The organism is Paenibacillus xylanexedens, from assembly GCF_001908275.1.
GTDB lineage: Bacteria > Bacillota > Bacilli > Paenibacillales > Paenibacillaceae > Paenibacillus > Paenibacillus xylanexedens_A.
Window position 1 is genome coordinate 3192910 of record NZ_CP018620.1, and the last position, 14797, is coordinate 3207706.

11 protein-coding genes are annotated in these 14797 nt (G+C 47.3%); 9 read left to right on the top strand and 2 right to left on the bottom strand.

The annotated features are described in order from the left end of the window. Nucleotides 1-246 precede the first annotated feature (246 nt). The 7 genes from BS614_RS14340 to BS614_RS14370 all read left to right on the top strand — a co-directional run bounded on the left by BS614_RS14340 (nt 247) and on the right by BS614_RS14370 (nt 9938). Complete coding sequence (locus BS614_RS14340; RefSeq protein WP_074094481.1) at nt 247-1560, top strand: extracellular solute-binding protein; 1314 nt, start codon at nt 247-249, stop codon at nt 1558-1560. A gap of 101 nt (nt 1561-1661) precedes the next feature. Then, complete coding sequence (locus BS614_RS14345; RefSeq protein ID WP_047842406.1) at nt 1662-2543, top strand: carbohydrate ABC transporter permease; 882 nt, start codon at nt 1662-1664, stop codon at nt 2541-2543. Nucleotides 2544-2558: 15 nt separating this feature from the next. Beyond that, on the top strand, nt 2559-3434 hold the full coding sequence (locus tag BS614_RS14350; RefSeq protein WP_074094482.1) for a carbohydrate ABC transporter permease: 876 nt from the start codon (nt 2559-2561) through the stop codon (nt 3432-3434). A 30-nt stretch (nt 3435-3464) separates the two neighbouring features. Then, nucleotides 3465-5246: a cache domain-containing sensor histidine kinase gene (locus BS614_RS14355; protein ID WP_074094483.1), complete on the top strand. Its 1782-nt coding sequence runs from the start codon at nt 3465-3467 to the stop codon at nt 5244-5246. Further along, complete coding sequence (locus BS614_RS14360) at nt 5243-6829, top strand: helix-turn-helix domain-containing protein (protein WP_074094484.1); 1587 nt, start codon at nt 5243-5245, stop codon at nt 6827-6829. The genes BS614_RS14355 and BS614_RS14360 overlap by 4 nt, the downstream gene beginning before the upstream one ends. 90 nt (nt 6830-6919) lie before the next feature. Beyond that, complete coding sequence (locus tag BS614_RS14365; protein ID WP_074094485.1) at nt 6920-9496, top strand: beta-mannosidase; 2577 nt, start codon at nt 6920-6922, stop codon at nt 9494-9496. A gap of 214 nt (nt 9497-9710) precedes the next feature. Beyond that, on the top strand, nt 9711-9938 hold the full coding sequence (locus tag BS614_RS14370; RefSeq protein ID WP_074094486.1) for a hypothetical protein: 228 nt from the start codon (nt 9711-9713) through the stop codon (nt 9936-9938). Between the two features lie 115 nt (nt 9939-10053). On the opposite strand, the gene BS614_RS14375 is transcribed toward BS614_RS14370, so the two are convergent. Continuing rightward, nucleotides 10054-11169 carry an FAD-dependent monooxygenase gene (locus tag BS614_RS14375; RefSeq protein ID WP_074094487.1) on the bottom strand — a complete coding sequence of 372 codons (1116 nt, stop codon included), beginning with the start codon at nt 11167-11169 and terminating at the stop codon, nt 10054-10056. 271 nt (nt 11170-11440) lie between these two features. Between BS614_RS14375 and BS614_RS14380 the strand changes: the two genes are divergently transcribed. Then, nucleotides 11441-11923, top strand: coding sequence for a MarR family winged helix-turn-helix transcriptional regulator (locus tag BS614_RS14380; RefSeq protein ID WP_036609579.1), 483 nt, complete (start codon nt 11441-11443; stop codon nt 11921-11923). Between the two features lie 98 nt (nt 11924-12021). On the opposite strand, the gene BS614_RS14385 is transcribed toward BS614_RS14380, so the two are convergent. Then, nucleotides 12022-12321, bottom strand: a complete 300-nt coding sequence (locus tag BS614_RS14385) for a hypothetical protein (RefSeq protein WP_074094488.1) — start codon at nt 12319-12321, stop codon at nt 12022-12024. A 443-nt stretch (nt 12322-12764) separates the two neighbouring features. Here BS614_RS14385 and BS614_RS14390 point away from each other — a divergent pair, with 443 nt between their 5' ends. Beyond that, nucleotides 12765-14789 carry a Na+/H+ antiporter gene (locus BS614_RS14390; protein WP_074094489.1) on the top strand — a complete coding sequence of 675 codons (2025 nt, stop codon included), beginning with the start codon at nt 12765-12767 and terminating at the stop codon, nt 14787-14789. Nucleotides 14790-14797: the final 8 nt, after the last annotated feature.

The following is a 14797-nucleotide window of genomic DNA, read 5'->3' on the forward strand; positions in this document are numbered from 1 at the left end:
GTTTAATACGATTTAGCACTTATTCATTATATATAGCCTGGGGTGAAGCTACCAACGGCTGCAACAAGAAAGAGCTCTCATTGTGAGGGCTCTTTTTTATATGTTATGAACAATAAGTCAGCAAAGTAAGTTCCAAACAGGGGAACCGATATTTTTCACCCCTGCATCCGTGGATCGTCACCTTACGGTATGATAGCGTTACCATTTACAATAAGTGTATTCAAATCGCCGAGGGGGAATATAGAGATGTTGAAAAAATGGCTTTCGGGTTTCCTGGCAATAACATTGTTCTCCATTATTCTGGCTGGCTGTGCTGGCGGGGACACTTCAGAAGGAGGCAGCGGCAATGACAAAGTAACCGTCACACTCTGGCACAACTGGACCGGACAGGATGCAAAGGCGGTTGCGATGCGCAAAATTATTGAAGATTTCCGCGCGGCGCATCCAGATATTGAAGTTGTGGATGAAGGCTTGCCAACAGATGGTCTCAAAACCCGGCTTCGCACGGTGGCAGCTGCCAACGAGATGCCAGACCTGTTCGTGATGTGGCCGGATGCCATGACTAAGGAATTTGTAAAAGGAGATCTGTTACAGCCCATTAATGCAGAGCTGGACGCAAAGCCGGAGTGGAAAGATAACTTTATCCCGAATGCACTGGACGGATACACCGTAGACGGGAACATCTACTCCGTGCCCATGAATCTGGCGCCGAGTTCCTTCATTTATTACAATGAAGCTTTGTTCAAGCAGTACAACGTAAAAGTGCCTGAGACATGGGCGGAACTGGAACAAGCGATTGCTACGTTTAATCAAAATAAAGTCATTCCTATGGCGCTTGGCAACAAGGCCAACTGGGTAGCACAATCGACGATATTCAGTACACTGGCTGACCGCATCACTGGCACGGACTGGTTCCTGAAAGCGACAGCACAAGATGGTGCAAGTTTTACCGATCCGCAATTTGTTGAAGTCTTGAATAAGATGCAAGAGCTTGGCAACACCAAGGCATTCCAGGATGGATTCAATAGTATCGATGAAACACAGATGATGCAGCTTTATTTCCAAGGTAAGGCAGCGATGGTCATGAACGGCGGATGGGCCTTGGCAAATCTGGTGAACAATGCACCTGAAGAGGTGTTGAACAACACACATATTACGATTCTTCCTCCAGTGGACGGAGGTCAGGGCGAACCAAGAACAACATCCGGTGTAGTAGGAACCGGGTTGGGTGTAAGTAAAAAGCTGAGTGGTACTCAAAAAGAGGCAGCGATGGAGTTGTTCTACGCGCTCGCAGGACCGGACGGTCAGAAGGCCACATTGGATAGCAGCACATTGGTGAGTTACAAGATTGATCTGGATAAAACCAAGGCACATCCGTTGTTCGTTGAATTATATGATCTGATGCAGGAAGTGAAGATCACGCCAGTATACGATTCCAAGCTGGGATCGGCAACGGTTGAGGTTATTAATAATGCATTGCAAGAGTTGCTTATGGGCGGCAAGGCCGAAGACATTGCGGCTAAAATTCAGGCGGCTCAAGCCAATGCAGTTAGTCAGTAACCATTCGTTAAAACCCCTTCCCGGCAGGGGAGGGGTTTTAAGTATGGATGAGATAGTCAGTTGCAAGTTGGTAAAGGCATTTATCGAAGGGAAGTGAACAGATGAACGCACTGCGCAGTCGGCGTTTTATTATGCTGGGGCTGGCCCCGGCAGTCATCATTTATGCATTGTTTGTATTTGTACCAGTCGTGTGGTCGGCATACTACGGTTTCTTCAACTGGTCCGGCATCGGCGCATCCAAATATATTGGTGTGGATAATTACGTGGAGATCTGGCATGATCCTGTGTTTTGGCGGGCACTGAAAAATAACGTTATTTTTGTGTTGGCATCGGTATTTGGACAAATTCCGTTAGCGTTGATGTTGGCGGTCATCTTACACAAAAGTAATCCGTTACAGCGGTTTTTACGCTCAGCCGTATTTCTGCCGATGGTGTTATCCACTGTCGTTATCGGTATGATCTGGCAGTATATCTATCATCCGCAGATCGGGATATTGAACTTTCTGCTGGACGCACTGGGGCTGGAAAGTTGGAAGCTGCAATGGCTTTCCGATGACAAGATTGCCATTTTCTCATTGGTACCGCCGCTGCTATGGAGCTTTGTCGGGTTGTATCTGATTATCTTTATCTCGGCACTACAGAATATTCCAGGCGAGATTCATGATGCTGCCAAAATAGACGGTGCTTCAGGAATCCGGAAACTGGTATCAGTCTCTTTGCCCATAATCTGGGGTACGGTTCAGGTAGCGATCATTCTATGTATTTCGGGTAGTCTGAAATCATTCGATCTGGTCTACATCATGACCAAGGGTGGTCCGGCACATGCGACGGAACTGCTTGCAACGTATATGTACAATTCAACCTTTACAACATACCGATATGGTTTTGGTAGTGCGATCTCAACAACCATCGTACTGATCTCCCTGCTGCTGATCGGAACAAGCCAGTGGCTAACCAGTCGCAAACGAAAAGAGAATCAATAGAGAGGAGGAGTTATCATGCGCGTGACACCTGTATCCATGCCATCACCACGAAGCAGCTCGGGCCATCCGATTCGCCGCCTACGTAGCGGAATTGTTTGGACGCTGCTAACGGTCTATGGTATTTTAACATTGTATCCGTTCTACTGGCTCGTGATTAGTGCGTTCAAAACAAATGAAGATTTCTATAGCAGGCCCTTTGGTCTGCCGGAAAACTGGAATGTTGCCAATTTCAGCAATGCATGGGAAAGCTCCAGGCTGGGGACCGCTTTTGGCAATTCACTAATTGTATCGGTGGGATCACTTATTCTAACGCTGTTTATTGCAGCGCTGGCTTCATTTATCCTGGCTCGTTTCCAGTTTAGCTGGAAAGGGTTAATCATGACCTTTTTTGTTGTGGGCATGCTCATTCCGATCCATAGTACACTTGTGCCCTTATTTATCTTAATGAAACAGATGTCCTTGCTGAATACGTACTGGGCATTAATATTACCTTATACGGCTTTTGCATTGCCTACAGCTATTTTTGTGCTTACTGCATATCTGACAAGTGTTCCACGTGATATTGAAGAGGCAGCTTTCATTGATGGAACAGGACTTTGGGGATTGTTTACCCGGATCATGCTTCCCATGTCTGTCCCTGCATTGTCTACGGTTACGATCCTGAGTTTCCTGCATGCGTGGAATGACTTTTCATTTGCGCTTGTATTCATCAACAAAACCGGATTGAAAACGTTACCGCTGGCTATTGCGAACTTTGCGGATGGGTATCAAACCGATTACGGATTAACGCTTGCTGCCATGACCCTGTCGGTCATTCCAACCATTATCTTGTATCTCATATTCCAGGAACAGGTTATGAAAGGCATGACAGCCGGAGCTGTCAAAGGATAAGCGAAAGCGCATCCAGAGGAGGAGAAACGTTTGGCACGCTGGCTCACATCTTCGTTACAAAGGAAGCTATCGGTCGTCGTGACGGCTTCAATGATTGTGCCATTGCTGGCCTTGGGTCTGTTCGCCTTTCTGATCTCTTCCCGCATTACAGAGCAAAAAACAAAGCTGTCCGGCATGGATACACTGAAACAGGTGGAAGCGAATCTTCGTTATATGTTACAAGATGCCGAGAACCTATCGATTTTCCTGATTGGAGAACGGGACATCCAGCAGTATCTTAGCCACAATGAAGATCATGAGCTGGACCGGGTGGATATCCTGGGCAGGATGACCAATCTGGCTGCTTCCAAGAAATATATCGCCAACATCGCCATATATCCGGGACGTTTTGATGCCACATTGTCGACTGCTACCTGGTATGAATCCAATGAATCCAACCTTTCGTATCCCTCTGTTCCAAGCGGTGAAGCAGTCAAACAATGGACGGGGGTATACCCGGTGCAGAATTACGCGGGTATTCAAAATGTGATCACATTGGTTCGGCCGATTCGTAGTATCCATGATTATCGACCCATCGGCTGGTTAGCCATTAGTCTGGATGAGAAGGCCATATCCAAGGGATGGGCCGCTCTGGGATTAGGCAGAGGGCAAGGCAGACTGGAGCTCATCGGCAGTTCTGGAGAGATTCTGTCTTCGATGGACAAATCCCGACTTGGACTCAAGCTGGAGCAGGCCGAACCAGGAGTCACAACGTTAATTCAGGATGGCGGTAGCGGAACAACCACATATGGCAGTGGTGACGATAAACGGACATTGCTCTATTATCCGGAAGAATTGACGGGGTGGACGTTGGTTGGAACAGTCCCTTACGACCAGTACAAGTCCGAGAATCGGTACATTCTTATTCTGACCGGTTGCGCCGTTGCCATGTCTGCTGCGATCAGTGCTGCCTTGGTCTGGTTTACGGTGCGCCGTGTGACGAGGCCGCTTCGTGTGCTTACCAGACATCTGTCCCGAATTGATCCGGAACGTCCTCTTCCGCTGTTTCGGTCTGAAAGTGATGACGAGATTGGCAGGCTTGGGGAGAGTTACAATCTGCTCGGTGCACATATTCAGTTATTGAAGGAAGAGGTTATTCGAGGTGAAGCTCGCAAAAAAGAAGCGGATCTTCGGGTGCTTCAGGCGCAGATTAACCCGCACTTTCTGTATAACACGCTCTCTTCGATTCACTGGATTGCCTTGATGTCTGAAGAGAAGCGGATCGCGGATATGGTTGAGGGCTTGAGTGATTTTCTACGTATCAGCTTGAACAATGGTCAGGATTACTGCCCTGTGGAACAGGAGATTGCTCATATTCGCCATTATGTGCGTGTGCAGTCGATTCGTTTCCCTGATCAATTTGTGTTGCATTATATCGTAGATCCAGCGCTTGAGAAGCGAATGATGCTGAAGCTATTGCTGCAACCGCTTGTTGAGAACGCTATGATTCATGGCATTCAGCCCAAAGCAGGCGTGGGTACCATCACCATAATGATTCGCAAGGACCCGGATAATGAACAGATGAATGTGCTGGTGCTGGATGATGGTGTCGGCATGGAGCCGGACAGGCTGGAACAATTAAGGATAAGCATTAGGGAATGGAAGGGAAAACAGCCGGAAAAACAGCTAAACCAAGGCGGTTATGGGCTCTGCAATGTGAATGAGAGACTGCTGCTCCATTATGGAGCGGATGCACAGCTTGAAGTGGACAGCAGGGTTGGGGGAGGTACCCGGATTTCGTTTTCCATTCCAATCTTGGAGGGTTCGCCATGAGACTATTAATTGTTGATGATGAAGTGATTATCCGTACAGGGCTTGCCAGCGTTATCGCTTGGCATGAACTCGGAATTGAACTTCTTCAACCTGCTGCCTCGGCAGAGGAGGCGTTAACACGTTTGGCTGAGGAACGTCCACATATCCTGATGACGGATATTCGGATGACAGGCAGATCGGGGCTGGAACTGGCAGAAGAGGGACTGCGATTGTTATCTGAGCTAGAGGTTATTATTTTGTCCGGATACGATGACTTTTCTTATGCGCAGCAGGCGATTCGCCAAGGTGTTACAGATTATCTGCTCAAAACAAGCAAGCCGGAAGAGATCATCAAAACCGTATTACAGGCCAAACAGCGAATCACGGAACGTTGGGCAGAGAAGTCCAGAGAGGGACAGCTTATGCGGGAGAATCGAGAGCGGTTATTTGCCGGGTGGATCATTGATGGTGACACCGCTTCGGGCCATTTCCCTTCATTTTTGCGATCTGATGCTGGAAAAGAGGCAGGGATTGGTGGCCTTGATGATGAACAGATTCTCAGACAAGTCATTATTCTTCGAGCAGAGGGTTGGGATCGATCCTCGGATGCGCTATTACGATTTGCGGTGCAGAATACCCTGGAGGATATGTTACCTGGTGCCATTGCTCATGTAGAGAAACAGCAAATTATCTGTGTAGTTGCATGGCCGCCTGTGGAACATGAATATACGTTCAGGCTGGAGAGTGCACTACGTCGGGTGGAGCAATTACTGAAGTGCACCGTGCGCGCAGCGATAGGTCTGCCTATGCGTGGATATGCAGATCTGCACGAAAGCTACAGAACTGCTTCAGCTGCATTCCGATATCGGGGTTTGATGGATTATAAAGTATGGCATTATGAGCACGTTCAGGATCGCCAAGGTGGTAAAACTGTACTTACGCACGAAGAGGAGACCACACTTGGTACATTATTGCTGGATAATGATTCAGTCACGTTAACGACATGGACGCGAGAACTTGTGGCTAATCTGATTACAGAACCGGAGGTCACACCAGAATCGTTCACTGCTTGTTTGCACTCGGCCATCATTGCCGGTCATCGCTGGCTGACTCGCACAATGCGAGCTACAGGGCGTGAAGAACCCGCAAGGCTCGAGCCTTGGTTGCCGGAACCGGATGCTGAAGCTGGTGACCTCGGGGATATGCTGTTCCATCATCTGTATGGTCTGATGCATGTCTATCATAGCCGAATGGGTCAGGGACAGGCTGCCCATGTGCAGAAGGCTATTGGTTATATTGAATCATCATTGGCACACGATATTAATTTACAGCTGGTAGCTGGACATGTTCATTTGCATCCGGGTCACCTCAGTGAGCTGTTTAAAAAAGAAATGGGTGTGACCTTCGGAGATTTTGTCACCGATATGCGTATACGAAGAGCGATGGATATGCTCGCGGTGTCTCCAGCGAAGGTCAGTGAAGTTGCTGCCATCAGCGGCTACGAGGACGTGAAATATTTTAGCAGGCTGTTCAAAAAACATACCGGCAAAACCCCGAGTGAATATCGCGAAGAGGCGTTGTCGTTCAAGCCTTCGGGAATTTAGAGATGAGCAGATTAGGAAACATGTCTTGCCTTTCTGCAAACGTTTTCGATATGGTATTACTCAGGGTTATTGGAGAGTGAGGGCGTACTGATGAAGACCCATAATTCAAGTCAGGATTTATCGGGACAATGGAAGATACAGCATTTTGAAGTTGGAGAGAAGCGGGCAATGGATGTGGCAGCTGCTGCGCTGGATGACCGTTTCTGGATCGGGGCTGAAGTGCCTGGCGATGTACATGCTGCATTGGTTGAGCGCAGTATCATTGATCCGCCCTATTACGGACATAATGATGCCAAAAGTCGCTGGATTGAGCAAAAGGAATGGTGGTACCGCACAACCTTCAATCTGGTGAGAGATGCAGAGACGGAGGAGCACTTTGAATTGGTGTTCGAAGGATTGGATACGTTTGCAACAGTCTACGTGAACGGCCATGAAGTCGGGAAAACGGCCAATATGCTCATGTCACATGCATTTGATGTAACATCTCTGGTACGCAGCGGCTGGAATGCGATTGCTGTCAAGTTTGATCCGCTTCATCTGCATCACCGGGACAAAGAAACCTTTGACTGGTCCTCGTACACGAAGGAACGGCCATGGTTGCGTAAAGCAGCGATGAACTTTGGCTGGGACTGGGGGCCACGCATGGTTACAGTGGGGATCTGGGGTGCGGTAAGACTGGAAAAACGAACAATCGCCAAGCTGGAAAATGTGTATGCTCGCACGGAATCAGTCACTACTGAGATGGCTGTTTTGCGTGTCACAGCAGATGTGGAATCCGTTTTGTCTTTCCGTAGCAAACAAAAACGAGAGCAGGCTGTGGTTGCGTCCTGTAATGTTCGTTTGCTGGATCGTAGCGGTATTGAGGTGGCAGGTGCCACTGAACTACCCGTAGAGGGAGGCAAAGCGGATACCACATTGAACGTTACGTCACCACAGTTATGGTGGACTCATGATCTAGGTGAACCTTATCTGTATACGCTGGAGGTTACATTGTACGCAGATGGTATTGAGGTGGACCGTTATAGCGAGCCTTATGGGTTACGAACGATTGAGCTGGCTCTTCACAATGAACGGGGTGAAGATGCATTTGCTTTTATCCTGAACGGAGTCAAAGTATATGCCAAGGGTGCCAACTGGATTCCGGCTGATCATCTGATTGGTGCCATCCCGAACTCCCGGTATCGGGAGCTTGTCGAGCTGTCGGTGGAAGGGCATATGAACATGCTGCGTGTCTGGGCTGGTGGTATATATGAGAAGGATGTCTTCTACGATGAATGTGATCGGCAAGGGGTGTTGGTTTGGCAGGATTTTGCATTCGCGAATGCACTGTTCCCGGATTTCAATCGTGATTTCATGGATAATGTACGACAAGAGGTAGAAAACAATGTCCTGCGCCTGCGTAACCGTGCCTCGCTTGCTATTTGGTGTGGTAATAACGAGATTGACTGGCTCTATGATATGAAGTCGGCAAGTGGAGATATTACCAGTCCGTTCTACGGCGAACAGATCTATCATGAGCTAATCCCTGAAGTGCTGGAGCGCTTGGATCTGTCTCGTCCGTACTGGCCTTCTTCGCCGTTCGGAGACAGCAACGGTCAGGATGCGAATGACCCGGATGTGGGGGATCGCCACAACTGGCAGGTATGGCATGGTTCGGTCTATCCAAGGAAGCATGGAGAGCCACCGCTGCTGGACTACAGCATTGAAGGTGTAACGTTCAAAAATTATAAAAAGGATCATGCGTTGTTCAGCAGTGAATTTGGTATGCATGCCTCGGCCAATCGTTACACACTGGAGAGAAATATGCCCGCAGATCAGTTTTACTGGGGCAGTCCGGAGATGGCCTATCGTAACAAAGATACCAATCATCAGAAAGGTATTCTGCTAATGGAGGGTTACACAGGAATTCCGCAAAATATAGAAGAGTATATGAACTACTCCATGCTTACTCAAGCAGAAGGGCTGCGATATGGAATTGAACATTTCCGGCGCATCAATCACCGCAACAACGGAGCGCTTGTGTGGCAATTGAATGACAGTTGGCCAGGAACAAGCTGGTCCATGATTGATTATGAACTGCTGCCGAAGGCATCCTTTTATTACGGGAAAATATTCTTTCATCCTGTCTTGTTGTCACTGGAGCATGAGCCGGGGGAGCCGCTTGCATTGTGGGTTGTGAACGATACACGTGAAGTCTTGGAAGGGGAGCTTCGACTCAATGTCTATGCATTGAATGGAGATAAGATCTACTCCAGCTCACATGCTGTTGAAGTAACATCTCAAACCTCACTGTGTATTGCTGAATTAACTGAAGCAGAGGTGCTACAGGGCAGACGTGCGGAGGAAGTAATGGTTGAGCTGGTATCCGAAGGATTTGCGGCGCCGATTAATCGGTACTTCTTGAGTGATCCTAAGGATGTGACGTTGCCAGAGTCGCAATTGAGCGTACATGTGAACGAAGAGGAACAGTCTGTAACGGTTACGGCCAGTGGTGCGATTGCACGATTGGTGAAGCTGGAGCTTCCCCTTGGGCGTGTACGATTCAGTGACAATTATTTCGATCTGCTCCCCGGTGAGAGCCGGACGGTAAGACTTCGTCATCCGGAGCAGTCTTCTCTGCCTTTGACAGAACTTCGGGTCAGTGCCATGAACGGCAGAGAAGGATAAAATATAAATAACAGACTCCGAATCTTATTCGAGGTTCAAGGTGGTCATCCTGATCAGGGATGCCACCTTTTTTACTTTTGCAGCAGGGTGAGTTCCTGTCGTTGTGTCAGGTGGTTTTGTCCTTATTCCACAAGCGAAACTTCCAATCGGGTTCACATCTTGGCACATTCGGGTTAGAATGATAAAGAAATCGTTTTCAAAAGGAGGTGGATTCATGTCATTTGTCTTTTATCCGGGGATGGTTATATTCATTCTGATGTTGATCCTGCTGATTATTGGTATTGTATATATCGTTCGTAAAAGCAAACAAGTATTGCGCCGCTTAAGCAATCTGGAGAAAGCAGTATATGAAAAAGATAACATCTCATCCTATCCGAAGGACGTTGATACTGTACAAGAAGCACCCAGAGAAGACACGTTTGCTCCACGCAAACGAAAATGAAGAAGGATACGGAATTACATAAAAGATAAACCAACAAACCAAACAGCCGATTCTTCTCTATGAGGAAGTGATCGGCTGTTTGGGCATAAAGGCATTTTATCTGTATTAACTAGGTTTAGAGAAAGGATTCATACCGCTGTTGGAAAGAGGATTCCATCTCCACTTGTCGTGCAAGTTGCTGCTGTACCTTTGCACCGCGAATCGTCTGAAGTTCCTGAAGTTGTGCAGTGGAACTGAATTGATCTGCAGCCATTTGGACAAGTAATTCGGAGAGCACATCCGCATCTTCGAGCGCGGCATTAAGTCCAAACGCACCGGTTGGTGTCATGGTATGAGCGGCATCACCGATAAGTACAACATTGTCCTGTGCCCACGACTGGCAATAGCTGCTTTCGACGGATAACAGAACAAAATCACTCCAGCTCTGAATGTTGGCAGCTACAGAATCAGACAGGCAAGGAAAAGCAGATACAAGTTTATCTACAAAAGGAGCTATCGGCTGCTCTCGCAGCTTGGAGTAAGCTCCTTCGGGAATGTTCCATCCAATCTGAACATAACCGCCGAACTGTGAGAACAGTGCGAGCTGTTGACCATCCATGCTGGCCATTCGAACAGCGGGTTCCCAACCTACGGGTGCCGGAATGCGTGCCCAGAGCAGATCATACCCATGCTTACGAATCTCCGGGGTTATACCGGAATGTTTGCGTACAGCAGAGTATCTGCCATCAGCACCCACAATTACAGATGCTTCAATGGAGGCAGGAACACCCTTCTGCCGAATGTTAATACCCACGACCTGCCCGTTCTTGTCTCGTAACAAACCGGTCATAATCGTATTGAATAGTACTTGTTCGTTTGAATTGTGCTGCTGAGCGTGCGACACGATGGCCTCCAGGAGATGATCTTGGGGTACATGAATACCAACATGAGATTCTCCATTGCCGGGTGATACCGTATGAATAATCTGCCCATTTTCGCAATACTGAATCTGTTCCAAGAGCAGCGCTCCGCGTTCCTGAATGAGGGAATAGAGGCCGTGTTTATTTAAAATGGCTTCGCCGTCCACATTGAGCAACTCCCCGCGAAACGATTTGTGCAGGTGGGGCTGCCGCTCAATGAGCATCGTGGAAATTCCTTTTTGATTCAGTAAATAAGAAAGCAAAGCACCGCCAGGTCCAGCACCGACGATGCAAACATCCGTTTTGAGTTGTGATTGTATATTCTGATTCATGTGCATAAGTCCCTTGCATTATAATGGTGACGCTTTATTTACTTTATAACAACAAATTTATTAAAATCATTAAGTAACTAAAAGTAACTTTAAAGATATAGGTTATTATAAACAAACCCGTTGCCATAATGCAATAGGTGAAACCCAAAATAAAACAAGAGTCTTGCAGTCAACGATAGGGTGTCGGATACAAGCGCATTTTTCACAAACATCATAGTGTAAATATGTTACAATATAAGGTAGGTTATGATGAAAGGCAGGAGGAACGTTTATGAGCCCGGATACGGAGCGAAACTCTCAATTGGCAAATGTGGATCAATTGTTGGAGGCCTTCTTCAGATATAAAAATAAAGTATTGGATCAGCAGCAGAAGACCGAAACCAACTGTAAACTGAATCCGACAAAAAGTCATATATTGGGCATGATTTTACGTGAAAAACGCTGCATGGCGGTTGATGTGGCCAGACAACTCAGTTTGTCTTCTGGCGCAACCACCATTGTACTGAATCAACTGGAGACGGAAGGGTTAATCCAGCGGGTGCGCAGTGAAGAAGATCGGAGAATTGTGTGGCTGTCCTTAACGGATGAAGGCGCGCAGCTTGCCAAGACACTTAATGCGAATCGCGGCCGAATGACGTGGGAATTGTTGCAAGCACTTTCCGAAGAGGAGCAACAGCAGATGTTTGGCATGCTGAAGAAAATTGAGCTGAAACTGCTGGAGAACATGAAGTCGTTTGAGCAGATCCACCGGTAGTCCATAAAATGACTTGATTCCTTGAAGACGTCAGTCCTCATGAGTTCGTCCCTAATTGCGGGGGGATGAACCTTGAAGACTGGCGTTTTTGAGTTGGTTTACAAATGAAAGCGAACCACATGATCCGTTAAGCCTTCCTGGATCAAAATTTCTTTTTGCTTGCTGCCCATCAGGTCAAAGTGGGGAAAGGGCTGCCGCCGATGAATGTATCGCGGGTCCAGCCCATGATCGTTGCACCAACGTTCGAGACGTTCCTGATCTGCACAGCCAACTTTGGTGACACTGGTGATACCGGGGAATCGGTTGTCAATCCAGAAATGAGTGAGGTACGCAATCTCACCCCGAGCCACTTGTTCCTTCCAAGCAGCAAGCTCTTGTCGTTTAATTCCAAATGCCATAGATGCAAGTTCCTTTCCAAACGGGTATTGTCCTGAGCATATTGTAACATCTTATATACAGAATCCATCAGAATTCTTCAATCTATATAAGTTAACTAAAGATTATTTACACTGACACTACGATGACAGAATAACCTTCCAATCGCTGTTATCCCCTGATTTTTTTTGATTCCCTTTTCCAAAGGGGAAAATCCGGTGCTAGCGTATGCTTCCGATGTAGCTTTCTTTCAGAAAGCTTTTAGGCGAACGCTTCGCTTTTTCAGGTTTTTTCTGTCCTCTCCGTTATCGTGTAAATGAATAGTTCAACTTATATAGACTAGTCTGAGAGCAGTTAAATGGGTATATGAATATGACAACATTTTTATAACAAAGTCTGGATTATGTTAAAATAAACCTATACAACAAAGGTTTCACCACTTCTATAGCGGAAAGGGATTGTCATCATGGAAATATTTATTGCCGTACTTGTGTTACTGGTACTAATTGGTTTATCCAATATTTTAAACCGGTTTGTACCCTTTATTCCCGTTCCGCTCATTCAAATCGTGCTTGGTGTAGCTATAGCTTTGCTTCCCGCAGGTGTTCACCTGCCGTTGAATCCGGAATTGTTCTTTGTACTGTTCATCGCACCTTTGTTATACAACGATGGTAAGCGAACGCCAAGGAATGAATTATGGAATCTGCGTGCACCGATACTTCTGCTTGCACTAGGGCTTGTATTCGTGACGGTGGTCGTGGCGGGATATGCCATTCACTGGCTGATTCCTTCGATTCCGTTACCTGCTGCTTTTGCTCTTGCAGCCATACTGTCCCCGACAGATGCTGTGGCCGTTGGCGCCATGGCGGGCCGGGTACATTTGCCCAAAGGCATACATAGGCTTCTTGAAGGTGAAGCATTAATGAATGATGCATCTGGCCTCGTGGCCTTCAAATTCGCGATTGCAGCCACAGTTACAGGTGTATTTTCCCTGGCGAATGCAACCTTCAGTTTTATTCTGATTGCGATTGGCGGACTTCTTGTCGGGGCCTTGTTATCTTTTCTGTTAATCAGGCTAGGGGTATGGATCCGTAGATTGGGCATGGAAGATGTGACCATTCACATGCTGCTGCAAATCCTGACGCCATTTATCATCTATCTGGTGAGTGAAGAAATTGGGGTATCAGGTATTCTTGCGGTAGTGGCAGGCGGTATTATCCACGCCATTGAGCGTGACCGCGCTGAATCGGTTCAGTTGAAAATGCAGGTGGTATCTGCGAGCACATGGTCAGTCATTTTATTTATACTCAATGGTCTGGTGTTTGTTATTTTGGGTGTACAGGTCCCGGATGTGTTGAGTACCATCTTTGAAAATGTTTCGTTTAATAATCTGCAGGTGTTGGGATATGTGGGCTTGATCTCGGTGCTACTGCTGGTTCTGCGTTTTCTCTGGATCTATCTGTTCTGGCAAGGGAATGAATTGCTGCGTACCAAATCCTCTATTGGCCGGCCCAGATTCAAGGATATTACGATCATTTCCCTCTCTGGAGTGCGGGGGGCTGTAACATTGGCGGGTGCGTTCTCCATTCCTTATGTGCTTCAGGATGGATCACCTTTCCCTGAACGGGATCTGATTATTTTCCTCGCGGCAGGAGTTATCCTCTTCTCCCTGATTGCGGCGAGCGTGTTTCTTCCAGTTCTGGCCAAGGACGATGGGAAATCTACAGAAGAAACACCGCAGAAGTCAGAACGAAAAGCACATGACATTATGCTGAATGCGGCAATACGAGCTGTCAAATCCGAAATGAACGATGAGAACAAAGCTGCGGCACTCGCGGTTGTCTCCGACTTGTCCAAGTACATTAGGCAGGCCGCAGGTCAGCTTACCGCCGATAAACGCAAAGATATTCAGAAACAAGAAACGGCTATTAACCTGATCGCTACCCGGGCGGAGCGCAAAGAAGTTGAAGTAATGTTAGACGAAAATGCAATTGCTTCTGATGCGGCCTTCAAATGTGACAGCTGGCTGGATCGCAAGGAAATGATGCTGGCGAATCGCGCAAACACTCAGTTCATGACCTCGATCAGCGAGATCGGTCGTGTGTTAGGACATCTCTTCACCAACCGGTCCCAGAAGCCGAATCAACCATTTATGCTTGAAAATGCAGAACTGTTCCGTCAGGTAAAGCTGCGCACCTCTGAAGCGGCAATTAAGGCTATTCGTGCTCATATGAACGATGGGAATCGAGTCGTCGCACTGTCGGTCATTGCCAAGTATGAGCGTGTAATTGCCAAATTGCGCACCTGGAACCAGGGTAAAACGGAAGATCCGTTTAATCAGGAGAAGTTGGAGTTGCAGATGGTGGCGATTCAGGAACAGCGTAATACAGTGCAACAACTGTATGAAAACGGCGAAATCACCCGTGATGTGGCTGCCAAACTGCGCCGGTTTATTAACGACGTGGAAGCAACTGCGCTGAAAAACACCTAATCCGATAA